This is a genomic window from Marinomonas sp. 63XJN7_7_ISO-PGPR-S23-202 (genome assembly GCF_056173505.1).
Genome location: NZ_CM149677.1, coordinates 795221 through 808757, shown reverse-complemented (window position 1 = coordinate 808757; position 13537 = coordinate 795221). Strand labels below are relative to the sequence as shown.

13 protein-coding genes and 1 tRNA gene are annotated in these 13537 nt (G+C 45.9%); 6 read left to right on the top strand and 8 right to left on the bottom strand.

Translation table 11 applies throughout. From position 1 onward, the window contains the following. Positions 1 to 7: 7 nt before the first annotated feature. Both AC0VYG_RS03700 and AC0VYG_RS03695 read right to left on the bottom strand, forming a co-directional pair. A tRNA-Ser gene (locus AC0VYG_RS03700) sits at positions 8 to 98 on the bottom strand. A 63-nt stretch (positions 99 to 161) separates the two neighbouring features. After that, positions 162 to 1223, bottom strand: a complete 1062-nt coding sequence (locus tag AC0VYG_RS03695) for a polysaccharide deacetylase family protein (protein WP_475431004.1) — start codon at positions 1221 to 1223, stop codon at positions 162 to 164. Between the two features lie 74 nt (positions 1224 to 1297). Between AC0VYG_RS03695 and AC0VYG_RS03690 the strand changes: the two genes are divergently transcribed. The 5 genes from AC0VYG_RS03690 (at position 1298) to glsB (ending at position 5720) form a co-directional block, all read left to right on the top strand. Further along, on the top strand, positions 1298 to 1477 hold the full coding sequence (locus AC0VYG_RS03690) for a hypothetical protein (protein ID WP_475431003.1): 180 nt from the start codon (positions 1298 to 1300) through the stop codon (positions 1475 to 1477). Between the two features lie 63 nt (positions 1478 to 1540). Further along, a complete protein-coding gene (locus tag AC0VYG_RS03685; protein ID WP_475431002.1) occupies positions 1541 to 2752 on the top strand; it encodes a glycine C-acetyltransferase in 1212 nt (403 codons plus the stop codon). After that, a complete protein-coding gene (gene tdh, locus AC0VYG_RS03680; RefSeq protein ID WP_475431001.1) occupies positions 2749 to 3774 on the top strand; it encodes an L-threonine 3-dehydrogenase in 1026 nt (341 codons plus the stop codon). Before AC0VYG_RS03685 ends, tdh begins: the two co-directional genes overlap by 4 nt. A 72-nt stretch (positions 3775 to 3846) precedes the next feature. After that, on the top strand, positions 3847 to 4698 hold the full coding sequence (gene nudC, locus AC0VYG_RS03675; RefSeq protein ID WP_475431000.1) for an NAD(+) diphosphatase: 852 nt from the start codon (positions 3847 to 3849) through the stop codon (positions 4696 to 4698). A 110-nt stretch (positions 4699 to 4808) separates the two neighbouring features. Further along, positions 4809 to 5720 (top strand): glutaminase B, encoded by a 912-nt coding sequence (gene glsB, locus AC0VYG_RS03670; RefSeq protein WP_475430999.1) that lies wholly within the window; start codon positions 4809 to 4811, stop codon positions 5718 to 5720. 83 nt (positions 5721 to 5803) lie between these two features. On the opposite strand, the gene ppnN is transcribed toward glsB, so the two are convergent. The 3 genes from ppnN to AC0VYG_RS03655 form a co-directional block, all read right to left on the bottom strand. Then, positions 5804 to 7177: a nucleotide 5'-monophosphate nucleosidase PpnN gene (ppnN, locus tag AC0VYG_RS03665; protein ID WP_475430998.1), complete on the bottom strand. Its 1374-nt coding sequence runs from the start codon at positions 7175 to 7177 to the stop codon at positions 5804 to 5806. A 118-nt stretch (positions 7178 to 7295) separates the two neighbouring features. Continuing rightward, a complete protein-coding gene (gene zapE / locus AC0VYG_RS03660; RefSeq protein ID WP_475430997.1) occupies positions 7296 to 8420 on the bottom strand; it encodes a cell division protein ZapE in 1125 nt (374 codons plus the stop codon). Between the two features lie 150 nt (positions 8421 to 8570). After that, positions 8571 to 9236, bottom strand: coding sequence for a glutathione S-transferase (locus tag AC0VYG_RS03655; RefSeq protein ID WP_475430996.1), 666 nt, complete (start codon positions 9234 to 9236; stop codon positions 8571 to 8573). 232 nt (positions 9237 to 9468) lie between these two features. Between AC0VYG_RS03655 and AC0VYG_RS03650 the strand changes: the two genes are divergently transcribed. After that, positions 9469 to 10449: an N-acetylmuramoyl-L-alanine amidase-like domain-containing protein gene (locus AC0VYG_RS03650; protein WP_475430995.1), complete on the top strand. Its 981-nt coding sequence runs from the start codon at positions 9469 to 9471 to the stop codon at positions 10447 to 10449. Between the two features lie 102 nt (positions 10450 to 10551). Here the strand turns inward: AC0VYG_RS03650 and AC0VYG_RS03645 are convergent, their stop codons facing one another. The 3 genes from AC0VYG_RS03645 to AC0VYG_RS03635 form a co-directional block, all read right to left on the bottom strand. Continuing rightward, on the bottom strand, positions 10552 to 11520 hold the full coding sequence (locus tag AC0VYG_RS03645) for a Bug family tripartite tricarboxylate transporter substrate binding protein (RefSeq protein WP_475430994.1): 969 nt from the start codon (positions 11518 to 11520) through the stop codon (positions 10552 to 10554). A gap of 99 nt (positions 11521 to 11619) precedes the next feature. Further along, entirely contained in the window at positions 11620 to 12690 is a 1071-nt protein-coding gene (locus tag AC0VYG_RS03640; RefSeq protein WP_475430993.1) for an amidohydrolase family protein, read from the bottom strand. A gap of 58 nt (positions 12691 to 12748) precedes the next feature. Next, the gene (locus tag AC0VYG_RS03635; RefSeq protein ID WP_475430992.1) at positions 12749 to 13537 is read right to left on the bottom strand and encodes an amidohydrolase family protein; all 789 of its coding nucleotides are present in this window, start codon (positions 13535 to 13537) and stop codon (positions 12749 to 12751) included.

Sequence of the window (13537 nt, the reverse complement as noted above, 5' to 3'; positions counted from 1 at the left end):
TACAAGATGGCGGAGGAGGAGAGATTCGAACTCTCGGTAGGCTACTAACCTACGCCGGTTTTCAAGACCGGTGCATTAAACCGCTCTGCCACCCCTCCGTTGCGAGCGAGGTGTATATTACGGATTTCAAATTTCAGTGCAACCTTTTTTTTAAAAAAAGATTAACTTTTTTCAATAATATAGTGTTGGTCCTTTCCTGGACGAATCCAAACATTGGAATACCAGTAATACTGCTTAGCTGAATTGTTCGGCATGGTACAATTAATACGTCCGCGGCCGACATTAAATGGCTTAGTAGCAGTTACCACGACCTCGTCTTTTGATACCCAATCCAAATTCGCCTTACCCTGACCGGATACATAACACGCCAAATCTTTTAAACGGTACTTGCCGGGCTTAAAGGTCAAACGAAGCGACACAGGGTGATCGTCTGCATAGTCGCCACTCTCCTCTTTTAACAAGGGCATTGGCATCGCGTTCAGCTTTAACTTTAATGTCGATAACGTAGCAAAACGTCCTGACGCAGGAAAACGAGGTAAATCTTCAAAGTCAGAATCCGCACTGACCACTCCAGACTGCTGCCCAAAGGCCATAAAGCCCTTCTCTTTCATCATGGCACGCAACAGATGATTTGATTCACCATAAGGATAAGCCAACATTTTTGGGGAGTGACCAAGATGCTTGATTAAGGCCGTTTCCACACCTGCCACTTCCTTCTCCATACGTGCATGCCAGGCGGCATCAGATTCCCCTTTTTCCTTACGGGCCATATAAGGATGGCTAACTGTATGATTAGCAAACACCGCCCCAGACTTCTCCATTTCCTTCATAATGCGCCATGTCAGAAAATGCGGATTCTTTTGCTTTAGCGGCTCAGAGTTAACAAATACCGTAAAGGGATAACCATATTGCTTCAAAATGGGAAAGCCATATTCGTAAATATCACGATAACCATCGTCAAAAGTAATCGCGACGGCTTTGCTCGGCAAACTCTCGTGCGCCTTAATCTTATCCAAAGCCGTTTTCAGATCGACCACTTGAAAGCCTGCACTTTTTAGATAAGCCATCTGTTTGGCAAACTGTTTAGGAGATAAAGACGTGGAGGCGGGTGTTGAATCAGACACATGATGGTATTGAAGAATAGGTAAGTAATCTTGCGCGCTTGCTGTAAGACTCATAACAACACCACCAATAAGAACACCGCACCGAATGCTAAACAACATGAACACCTCTTTGATTAAAATTTGCGCTTATTTTACGCGAGGAGTTCTTTAAAAAGCCAGCCAAGGAAACTGTTATGCTTACTTTGCACGGTCACTGCCTCTGTTTTACCCCAACTATCCCAACTACACTCAAAAAAGCAGATACCATAAACCCTTGGTACTCTTACCCTGCTGCTCGCAAACAAGGCCAATCAAGCCAAAGCAGCTCATTGCGATACATCGATGATCAATCTGTATTGGTCATCTGTTGTTAGTAATGGGTTGGCGTTAGCAGAGTGCAATTTGGTGCCAAAAGCACACTACAAACGAGGTGAACCATGAGCAAATCCGTTTTTTTCCACCACCTTAACGAACAACTTGAATCCCTTAAAAGCGATGGACTCTATAAAGAAGAGCGCGCACTGATTACACCACAAGCCAGTGAAATCACCACGAAAGACAACAAACCACTGATTAATTTATGCGCGAACAACTACCTAGGGTTAGCCAGCGACGAGATGGTCACTCAAGCCGCCCATCAAGCCCTTGATGATTTTGGTTACGGTATGGCCTCCGTTCGCTTTATCTGTGGCACACAAAATATCCATGAAGAATTGGAAAAAAGCCTAAGCGACTTTTTGCAAATGGAAGACACCATTTTGTACTCTTCTTGTTTTGATGCAAACGGTGGTCTTTTTGACACCTTGCTTAATAAAGACGACGCCGTCATCAGCGACGCTCTTAACCACGCCAGCATCATCGATGGCATTCGCCTGTGTAAGGCCAAACGCTACCGTTACGCTAATAACGATATGCAAGAGCTAGAAGCCAATTTACAACAGGCGGATAAAGATGGCGCTAAAACGAAACTGATTGTCACCGATGGGGTTTTCTCAATGGATGGCATCATTGCCAATTTACCCGCCATCTGCGACCTTGCTGATAAATACGATGCCTTAGTCATGGTTGATGACTCGCATGCAGTTGGCTTTTTAGGAGAAAATGGCCGAGGAAGCCACGAATATTGCGATGTTATGGGACGTGTCGACATCATTACGGGGACACTGGGCAAAGCCCTTGGCGGCGCATCTGGTGGCTACACAAGTGCTTCTAAGCCCATCGTAGAATGGTTACGTCAACGGTCACGCCCTTATCTGTTCTCTAACTCTCTGTCGCCCATTATCACGGCAACCACCTTAACCATTCTGGAATCCCTTAAGAAGGGTCAAGCGGCGCGCCAACAACTCAAAGACAACAGTGCTTATTTTCGCAAGAAAATGGGAAATTTGGGATTTACCTTAATTCCAGGTGACCATCCTATAATTCCTGTTATTCTCGGTGATGCGAAGCTTGCCACACAAATGGCAAACGCACTCTATAAAGAAGGCATCTACGTAACAGGCTTTTCTTACCCGGTTGTCCCTATGGGTAAAGCCAGAATTCGTACGCAAATGTCAGCTTCCTTGACCAAGGAACAGTTAAATCATGCCATTGACGCCTTTGCCAAAATTGGTCGTGATTTACATATTATTGAAGGACCCAAGCAATGAAAGTACTCGCCAAAACCCATGCTAAACAAGGCATCTGGATGTCAGAAGAGAACTATCCAGAATGTGGTCACAATGACGTCATCATCAAAATCCGTAAAACAGCCATTTGTGGAACGGACATGCATATTTATCACTGGGACGAGTGGGCACAAAAAACCATCCCAGTGCCGATGACTGTCGGCCATGAGTTTGTTGGTGAAATTGCGCAAATTGGCGAAGAAGTAACAGGCTTTACTATCGGTGACCGAGTCTCTGGAGAGGGCCATATTACTTGTGGACAATGCCGCAATTGCCGCGCAGGACGTCGTCATTTATGTCGTCAGACACAAGGCGTAGGCGTCAATCGTACTGGCGCTTTCGCTGAATATTTAGCCATTCCCGCCAGTAATGCCTTTAAGATTCCTAACAACATAAGTGATGATCTCGCTGCCATTTTTGACCCCTTTGGTAATGCGACACACACAGCCCTTTCCTTCGATTTAGTGGGGGAAGATGTGCTCATCACAGGTGCTGGCCCCATTGGTGCCATGGCCGCCGCCATTGCCAAACACTCGGGTGCCCGTAATGTTGTCATTACCGACGTCAATGATTATCGCCTTGAGCTTGCCCGAAAAATGGGCGCTACTCGAATTGTCAATGTCGCGAGAGACCCCCTACGCGATGTCATGATCGAGTTAGGCATGCTAGAAGGGTTCGATGTTGGCCTGGAAATGTCAGGCAACGGAATGGCTTTCCAATCCCTCCTTGAATGCATGAATCATGGAGGAAAGGTCGCCATGCTGGGTATTCCCAGTAAAGACACAAATGTCGATTGGAACCAAATCATTTTTAAAGGTTTGGTTATCAAAGGCATTTATGGACGAGAAATGTACGAAACCTGGTACAAAATGGTTGCCATGTTGCAATCTGGACTAGACCTTAGCCCAATTATTACCCACCAGTACAGTATTGAAGAGTTTCAACAAGGTTTTGATGCCATGGCGTCTGGCCAATCCGGAAAAGTCATTTTAAATTGGTGCTAACCCCCCACTTTAGTTGCGTCATTACGAACTTCGCGTTAGTTTAAACTTTTCAGACGCAACTAGAGTTTTCTCATGTTAGAAATCGGTACCCATGCGCACCCTTCACCTCATCAAGATGCGCTGTATATTTTATTGTTTAAAAACCAAGTATTGATTGAACAAGACCATCAATTTTTAGTCCCCTTTGATCACTTCCAGCCTGATAGCAGTATGCGAGCCATCTATTGCGGACAATGGAATCCACAAAGCAATGATCAAAGCAACCCAGAGAAGCAAGAGGCAACCAATCAAGATGTCTTTGTATGCCGCTTCGAAAACCGCCCCAGAGGCTTTACGGAAATAGATCTACGCGAACTACTGTTTATGCAGGATGAGGCCAACTACTTACTGTTAAGCCGCGCCCATCAACTCTCTACTTGGGACAGAGATCATCAATTCTGTGGTCGCTGTGGCACCCCCATGAACAACAAACACACGACGGAACACACCAAAATTTGTCCAAAGTGCAATCTCCGTCATTACCCTCGAATATCCCCTTGTATCATTGTTTCGGTGCGAAACGGCGACCATTTGCTTCTAGCCCGTGGCCCACACATGCCCAAAGAAAGATTCAGTAATATCGCAGGATTTGTTGAAGCAGGTGAAACGTTAGAGCAAGCCGTCGCCCGAGAAGTGCGAGAGGAAGTCGGCATTGAAGTCACCAACATACGCTATGTTAGCAGCCAGCCTTGGTCGTTTCCTCATCAAATGATGGTGGGCTTTTTTGCCGACTATGCTGGAGGCGAGCTCACCCCTGCCCCAGGCGAAATAGAAGAAGCGGCATGGTGGCACATTGATAGCCTCCCCAACACCCCAAACTTAGTCACTATATCAGGGCAAATTATTGCTCAACACGTAGCTCATATAAAAAACAGCCCCACCTAGCGGGCACGGATGCCAACAAAACATTTTTGGGCTGTCATTCGGAGCTAGAATTTTTATAACAAACCCCTATACTAGCTCGCCAACCAATCATCATCGCGAGCTTGTTTGTTTTGAATGAATTATTACAGACCATCGAAAGAACCGTGCGGCCACTGATCGGCTCAGGAAAAGTAGCCGATTATATTCCCGCCTTAGCCAATGTGAACCCGAATCAATTTGGTATCGCCGTTTACAGCAATGAAGGTGAATTATTTCAGGCAGGGCAAGCCAAAGTCGACTTTTCCATTCAGAGTATTTCCAAAGTCTTTAGCCTTACTCTTGCGATAAAACATCATGGCGAAGACATGTGGCAGAGAGTGGGTCGTGAACCCTCTGGCAATCCATTTAACTCCCTTGTACAGCTGGAATACGAAAGCGGTGTGCCACGTAATCCTTTCATCAACGCTGGCGCGCTGGTGGTATGCGATATGAATCAATCTCGTTTTGCCTCGCCTCACTACGCCATGCGTGAATACATCCGTCGCCTTGCAGGGAATCCTAAACTCAAATCCGATAAAGTCGTTGCCCGTTCCGAGTTTGAGTTTCGCTCACGCAACGCTTCCATGGCCTATTTAATGAAAGCTTTCGGTAACTTTGAAAACGACGTGGAAACGGTATTACACAATTACTTTAATAACTGTGCCATGCGCATGAACTGCATCGATCTGGCGAAAGCGTTTAGTTTCTTAGCCAATAAAGGCTACTGCCACCATAGTGGCGAACAAATCATCAGCGCCCGTGAGGCCAAGCATGTAAACAGTCTCCTTGCCACCAGCGGCTTATACGATGAAGCTGGCAACTTTGCTTATCGTGTGGGATTACCTGGAAAAAGTGGCGTCGGTGGTGGCATCATTGCCATTGTGCCGAATCGTTTTTCAGTATGCGTGTGGTCACCTGAGCTGAATAAATCCGGCAATTCTTTAGCGGGCATTGCCGCCCTTGAAGCTCTATCAGATCACATTGGCTGGTCTATTTTTGGCTAATCAACCAAAGAAATCACTGTCATTCCCCCATATAAATAAGAAAAGGGCCATCTGGCCCTTTTCTGTTACTGCATTATCACCGCTTAATTTGTGATGACTTTATAACAAGGAATATACTCACTTCCTGGCAATTTCATCCGTTGCTGGGCAACAAATGCTTGCAGCAGCGCATCCAGTTTTTCAAGTATCAGCTTATCCCCATGGATATGGAACGGCCCGTGCTCTTTAATGTAAGCCACACCTTGTGCTTTGACATTGCCAGCCACAATAGACGAGAAGGCTCGACGCAAATCCGCTGCCAATAAGTGGGTTTCTTGATTAAAGTTCAAACTCAAACCCAGCATATTTTCGTGGGTCGGCTCGAATGGGTGTTGAAACTCTTCCGGAATATGCAGCTTCCAATTGTAGTAAAACGCATCATGATGGGCTTTACGGTAATGACGTACTTCTTCCAAGCCTTGTTTCATGGCTCGCGCCACTTCGACCTCATCATCAATAATGATGCGGTATTTCTGTTGCGCGGCCGCCCCCAGCACATCACCAATAAAGGCATGAATCTGCTCGAAATAGTTGGCACTTTCTTTGGGGCCAGTAAACACCAATGGGAAGGGGACATCCGCATTTTTAGGATGCAATAAAATCCCTAAAATATACAGAATCTCTTCCGCTGTCCCTGCCCCACCAGGAAAGACGACAATACCGTGACCTGTTCGAACGAACGCCTCTAAGCGTTTTTCAATGTCGGGCATAATCACTAACTGATTAACTATCGGATTAGGAGATTCAGCGGCAATAATGCCAGGTTCAGTGAGTCCAAGATACACACCATTACGAATGCGTTGCTTAGAGTGAGCAATCGCTGCCCCCTTCATTGGGCCTTTCATCGCACCTGGGCCACAACCCGTACAAATATTCAGCTCTCTTAAGCCAAGCTCATGGCCGACGCGTTTGGTATAATCGTATTCATGACGGGCGATTGAGTGCCCACCCCAACAGACCACCATGTCTGGGCTTTGAATACGACGAAACACATTGGCATTACGTAACAATTCAAATACTACGTTGGTAATTTTATTCGAGCTCGCATTTTCAAGATTACGCGCTAAGTGATACTCATGGTAGGTAAAAATAATGTCACGTAACACACTAAACAGCATTTCTCGAACACTGCTGATCATCTTACCGTCAACAAATGCACTGCCTGGGGCATTCTTTAATTCCAGTTTAACGCCACGTTCTTGCTGAATAATATTAATTTCAAAGTCATTAAATTCCTTCATCACAGCTTCGGCATCGTCGGTATCACTACCACAATTCATAATGGCCAAAGCACAACGACGAAACAGTTCATGAAGCGAACCTGAATCTTCTGACATGCGAGAGATCTCATCTTGCGATAACATCTCTAATGCTCCTTTGGGAGCCACTAATGCATCTACGCGATCTTCATACTGCATGATCGCCCTCCTTAATTATTGGTATTGTTGTCATAATCGCTATGTTGTTGTCTTAATAGTTATATTGGTCACTGATGGGCACTTTATCAAGCACAAACAATAAACTAACCATTCACCATCAGTGTGAAGAGCTACGTAACGACTGATAATACAAAGATTGCATTTCAATTAAACGACTGTAGGTTCGGCGAAACTCAAACAATAACGAGCCGTTTTGATATAACCGATCAAGCGGCAAAGCCGCACTTAAATACAGCACCACCTGATGGTCATAACATTCATCCACAAGACTAATAAAGCGCCGTACCGCATCGTCATTGATCCCATAGGACACCACTCGCTCGCCTGTCGAGCCAGAACCCAACGCACTGTCTTCCGTCCCCCGCGCTTTAATATGCTCATAAGGCTCACTGCTCAAAGGGGGAATGCCTGACACCATCATAATAGGAAAGAGAGTGGCCAGCTCGATATAATCCAGCGAAGAGCGGGGTCCATCACATAAATCAAAAAAATCAAACCACGCCACATTCTGAGAAGCCTTCATAACCGGAATCTGGCGATGACACACTGTCAAAGGCTCCACCGTGATTGGCCCCTTGGATAAAGTGAAGAACGCCAACTCTAATGCACTGGTATCTTGCACAAAATACACGGGATCAATGCCCTTATGACGTAATCTGTGGTCTTCTTTTCCATTGAGGTTAACGCTTTGAAGTTGGCCATTCAGTCTTTTGACAACTGGCTCAAAACGCGCCGAATCCAGTAAGGTATCGAATAAATGATCAATGGCAATATTCGACGTAGCCACCAATACCACGCCCTCTTCAAACAAGGCATCCACTAAGCCACTCAGCAGCATGGCATCGCCCACATCAGACACAAAAAACTCATCAAAACACAACACCTTACATTCGTTCGCGAGCCTTTTCGCAATGCCTTTTAGCGGATTCGCCTGACCCGAAGCGAGGTTCAATTCGCGATGCAAACGCGACATAAAATGGTGAAAATGCAAACGTAGGCCAACCCCTTCAGGCAAGCAGTCGTAAAACAAGTCCATCAAAAAGGTTTTGCCACGTCCCACGTCTCCCCACATATAAACGCCTTTAGGAGAAGAAGATTGAGAAGCGGAAGTGAGTTGTTGGAACAAGGCATCAAGTAACACAAGCGCTTGACGCTGAGTAGCATCGTCAACAAACCCTTGTTGGCTTAAACGTGCTTTATATGATGAGAAAGGTGAAACCATTAAGACTGTCGCTACTCGTAAAAATATCCCATCATTTTCCCTTAGAAATTGATGTGGGTTCAAGCACCCACATCAGCTAATCACTATTTAGTATCCACTTAAACAACAATTTCTAAGGCTGTCTTTTTCCCAAGCGTCAAACGACACTCGCTACAACGTTGTAAAGGCCCCACCCTTTTTAATGGCCGCTTGGAAGCTGGTTTCCCCTTTCACCCGTTCAACAAACGCGGCAATATTAGGGTAAGCTGATAAGTCAGTTCGTGTACTAGCGGCCATCAGCGGAAAACTCATTTGAATATCGGCGGCACTCAACGTGTCCCCCGTAAACCAAATACGATCAGACAGGGTCTCTTCAATAAAATCCAACTGACCTTTTAGACGAGGAGAGATAAAGTTCTCCTGAACTTTACCACTTATTCCTTTGGCAACAGGTTTCACAAAAAATGGCATTGGACTTTTGGGTATCTTCATCATCACTAACTTCATGACCAACAGGGGCATCAACGAACCTTCGGCGAAATGAAGCCAATAACGGTAATCTAACAAGGCTTGCCCTTCGGTTGGCCTAAGGCGAGATTCACTATCATAACGATCCAGCAGATACTCAATAATCGCCCCAGACTCCGCCACGGTAAGCCCTTTATCGGTAATCACAGGAGATTTCCCTAACGGATGAATTTTCTTAAGCGCCTCAGGTGCTGCAGAGGTTTCCGGATCGCGCTTATACTCAATCACGTCATAATCTAACTTCAATTCCTCAAGCAACCATACGATGCGCTGTGAACGAGAGTTTTCCAAATGATGAACCGTTATCATGCAATCCCCTTCTGCCGTTTAAAGATAAAGCCTACAACAATACTAGGCTAATTACACATTATACGAAGCAAAATAGAAAACAGATGAATTGTCAAAAAGAAACATCATCAACGCCAGATCGGTCTACCACCGCCATAAACCAAAGTGTAAAACTTTCCAATAGTCGAATACTTTGCGTTATGGTTGTGCCTTTCACCATTGATAGACTCACCGATAGGACTGCATACGGCACATGAAAAAAAGCCTAAACTATATTCTAATAGCGCTGGCGAGTATCAGCTCAGCTCTGGTTCAAGCCCATTCCCCCAACAATGAAACACAAAGATACCAACCAACAACACACCAGCCTCACCAAGAAAAGGCCTTTTTTCAAGCGGTTGATAAACACTACCACTCACAGACAAAGCGCATCAACGCCATCAGTGCCAGCTTGCTGGGGTTACCTTATTTGGACAATGACACAGGTAAAGACAAAACCGTCAAACAAACGGGTAATCCTTTGTACCGCTTTAGCTCTTTCGACTGCATGACCTATGTAGAAGCCGTACTGGCTGGCGTGATGTCTCATTCCAAACAATCGTTCGGACCAAAGTTAGTCGATATCCGTTACAAACATGGAAAAGTGTCTTTTATTACCCGCAATCATTTCCCCAGCGCAGACTGGTTTCCCAATAACAAGGGCAAGTTAATCGAAGCGACTTATCGAGTCAGTGGCAAAGCCACCAAAATTGCCAGTGCCCTCATCAATAAACGTGCTTGGTACCATCATTTTACACTGGATAATATTCAAGATGGCGACCTTGACATCTCGCAACGGCAACACTTGTTGGCGAAACTGCGGCGAGAAAGCAATAAAATGCCAACCAAAATGGTCCACCTGCCTTATGTGCCTTTAACGGACTTGTTCGTTAAAACCACGTCACACCATATCAAGGTGAACACGGCTTTGTTAAAACGCATCCCCGATGGCAGTATTATCAGCATGGTCAGACCAAACTGGCCCATTAAAAACCGCATTGGCACCAATATGAATGTTTCCCATATGGGCTTTGCCATTCGTAAACAGGGTAAACTTTACCTCCGCGAAGCCAGTGAGATAAAGGGCAAAATAGTGGATGTGAACTTTGTGCAGTATCTTTATTACTATTACCGAGAAAGTAAAACACTAAAAGGCTTTAATGTTCATGTGCTGGCGCCTAAATACCACGTCTAGCACGCTCTCTAACGGTTTTGTGTTGTCATCCCTGTTTAGGAAATTGCCCTTCTCTAAACAGGGATTACTCTCTTATCTATTACACATGAAGCATTTTGGTGGCTACTTCTTCCAAGGTGTGTTTTTCCAGATTTGGCCCGCAATCTTATTTTGCTGCGTTGCTAAATTCTCATAAGCCTGACCGCTTGAATACACCACTGGTGTACCGCGTTCCGCCATGTCCTTACGAAAGCTAGGGTCTTTAGCCATCTTATCCAACGCTTTTTGCAATTTCACACGGATAGCTTCTGGCAAATTAGCCGGTGCAACAAGGCCTCGGTAAGAGCCCATTACTATATTCAAACCCAGTTCTTTAGCGGTCGGGATGTTAGGCGCTTGCGGTAATCGCTTATTAGACAAAACGGCTAAAATGCGTAATTGATCTTGGAAACCCACTACCTGGCTAAATGACATTGTCCCCATATCCACATGCCCCCCTATAATAGAGGTTCGCGCCATTGCGCCCCCTTTAAAAGGCACATGAATCAGTTTTACATGAGCGGCATTTTCAAATTGAATGGCGGAAAAGTGATCATTACCGCCTAAAGATGACAAACCAACGGTCATAGTGCCGTGTTTATCTTTTGCGACTTTAATCAGTTGTTTGACCGATGTGATGCCAGAGTCTTTTCTCACGACGAGCGTATTTGGATCAGAAACAAAATTAGCGAGCCAAGTGAAGCTTTTCTCATTGTAATGGGCCACTCGGTCGTAAGTTAATGCTAACGCCGCCGGTAAATTCATAGTACCTAGGGTGTAACCATCCGGATCGGCCGTCGCCACTTTGGTAAAACCAATTTGCCCCCCTGCGCCCGGATAATTTTTCACAATAACCGACGCTCCCTTCCCTAAAAATGGCTCTAAATGTGACGCAATCGTTCGTGCCATCACATCGGTACCACCACCAGCAGAATAGCCAACGATAATTTCAATTGGCTTTTGCGGATAATCTTCCGCAGCCGCCATTTGCGAAAACCAAGCACTTGAAACCACAAGCAATGACGTGAACGCAACTCTTAGTAATTTTTTCATGACTCACCTTTTATAGTTATTGTTTATATGACTAACAATATCGAGCACAAGACTGTTAGCGCCCGAATAAAGAATTGAAAACTCGACTCGTTTAACGCTTTAACCCAAGGATATTTGATAAACTCGCAGTGCATTTTGGCTAAAAACCTTCCTCCTTTCTTCGTCTGACCAAGACTCACTCGCTCGGTAAAATGCATTCCAAATAACCGCATACGAAAAACTGCCTTTATCCACGGGAAAGTTGCTTTCAAACAAGCAACGTGAGTGACCAAACAAATCGATGCAAGTATCGATATAAGGTTGAATGGTATGGGCGAGAGCCAATGATGTCGGTGGCAACGCTTGCTCAGAGAATCCCAACCCCATAATGGGCATGCCAAATCCACCCAGCTTGATGACCACATTTGGGCATTGCGCTAGATGGGATAAACTGTCTTGCCATGCTTGAAAATGAAGGGAACGATTTTGTGCGTACGGCCCCACCCCTAAAGGCCCACCAGCATGGTTAACCACCAGCGGCAAATCAGGAATTAACGTGGCAAGCGCCGTAACCTCTTCCAATTGAGATTGGTACACCCAAAGATCCAAAACGAGGTTACGTTTCGACAGTTCACGAGCGCCCTCTATAAAAGCCTTGCTTAAAATCAAACCTTCAGGTGCAGGGACTGGATTGGAGCGAACGGCGGGATCAGGGTGTGCCGCCACGGGTGTGCGAACCCCTTTGAATAACTTACCACCTGCTGACATCATGGCATCCAATACGGGGGCAACGTCTCGACCTAGTAACAAGTCCGCCCCTCCCACGATGGCCGCTGCTACCCGTGTTTTTCCATAGCAACCACTGCGTGCTTGTGCGGCGATACCACGCACAAACTCCACTTCACCAATGGGTTGTTCCGATGTCGGCCCATCGGCGCGATACATACTGCGACATTGAACAAACACTGACGCCACCACATTGTGCCCACTTTCACCGATGTCATCGGCGTACTCTTCCAGCAAATAGCGAAACCCTGCTCTGTCCCATAAATGATGATGGGCATCGACAATAGGCATGCCTTCTGTGAGTGCAGGTTCATTTACCAAATTAAGCCAATCCTTGCGAGGCTGCGGATTAGGCGATTCGACTTGTAGGGGCTGACGCCAAGGTTTTTCAGATTCAGTTGACATTGATCACCTCTTCTCTTCCCTTCTCGTGTCACAGCAATGACGGCTCAAAACCTAAAGGTCAAAACCGATACAACCTCTCTGGGTTATCACTTAAGCAAGCTAAAAACTGCTCTTGTGTCAGCGCTCGTGTCATAAAATCCAGCATATCGCTTGTCTTTGGCAAAGGCTCTGCCGTCATGACATGAGGCCAATCACTTCCCCAAAGACAACGTTCTGTGTATTGACTGGCAAGCGTTTCTACTAAGCCAAAAAGGTCTTGATATTGGCCCACTTGCTTACTGACTCTCGTAGGGGCCAGTTTTACCCAGATGCGACCACTGTCCAATAAGCGGCACAGCCCCTCAATGTCGGAAGTGCTATTTGGGTCACAATGCCCAAAATGGTCCAATACCAACTGTTGCCCCTGAGGTAATCCCTTTAGAAGCGCTTGCAGACGCGAGTATCGAGCCGGCTCGGTATTGAGTTCCACATGCCAATCGACTTCAGCCGCGCGGTTTGCCAATTGAGGAAGACGTTCTAAATCATTCAGTCCTAAGCGCGTTCTATCTTGAATACGCAACGCACGAACGCCGGCTTTGGCTAAGCTTTCTAAATCCTGAGTCTGCTCATCAATCATGGCCACCCCGCGCAGCTCAATGGCCTGTTGCGCGGTTAATGTGTCAACCAACCGAGAATTATCCACCCCATCCACAGACGCTTGAATGATCACCGCTCGCCCAATTTTGCCTAAACTCGCTTCCTCTAAATAATCATTTAGATCTTTCGCTGGCGGTACGTAACTTGCCCCAGCAGGCACAACTGAACGACTAAAAACGTGCATATGACTATCGCATAGAATTGGTTTCAC

Excerpts from the sequence above, each read along its gene's own strand:
- ppnN (WP_475430998.1), bottom strand. The coding sequence starts at position 7,177 with ATGCAGTATGAAGATCGCGTAGATGCATTAGTGGCTCCCAAAGGAGCA.
- AC0VYG_RS03685 (WP_475431002.1), top strand. The coding sequence starts at position 1,541 with ATGAGCAAATCCGTTTTTTTCCACCACCTTAACGAACAACTTGAATCC.
- zapE (WP_475430997.1), bottom strand. The coding sequence starts at position 8,420 with ATGGTTTCACCTTTCTCATCATATAAAGCACGTTTAAGCCAACAAGGG.
- AC0VYG_RS03640 (WP_475430993.1), bottom strand. The coding sequence starts at position 12,690 with ATGTCAACTGAATCTGAAAAACCTTGGCGTCAGCCCCTACAAGTCGAA.
- tdh (WP_475431001.1), top strand. The coding sequence starts at position 2,749 with ATGAAAGTACTCGCCAAAACCCATGCTAAACAAGGCATCTGGATGTCA.
- AC0VYG_RS03645 (WP_475430994.1), bottom strand. The coding sequence starts at position 11,520 with ATGAAAAAATTACTAAGAGTTGCGTTCACGTCATTGCTTGTGGTTTCA.
- AC0VYG_RS03650 (WP_475430995.1), top strand. The coding sequence starts at position 9,469 with ATGAAAAAAAGCCTAAACTATATTCTAATAGCGCTGGCGAGTATCAGC.
- AC0VYG_RS03690 (WP_475431003.1), top strand. The coding sequence starts at position 1,298 with ATGCTTACTTTGCACGGTCACTGCCTCTGTTTTACCCCAACTATCCCA.
- nudC (WP_475431000.1), top strand. The coding sequence starts at position 3,847 with ATGTTAGAAATCGGTACCCATGCGCACCCTTCACCTCATCAAGATGCG.
- AC0VYG_RS03695 (WP_475431004.1), bottom strand. The coding sequence starts at position 1,223 with ATGTTGTTTAGCATTCGGTGCGGTGTTCTTATTGGTGGTGTTGTTATG.
- AC0VYG_RS03655 (WP_475430996.1), bottom strand. The coding sequence starts at position 9,236 with ATGATAACGGTTCATCATTTGGAAAACTCTCGTTCACAGCGCATCGTA.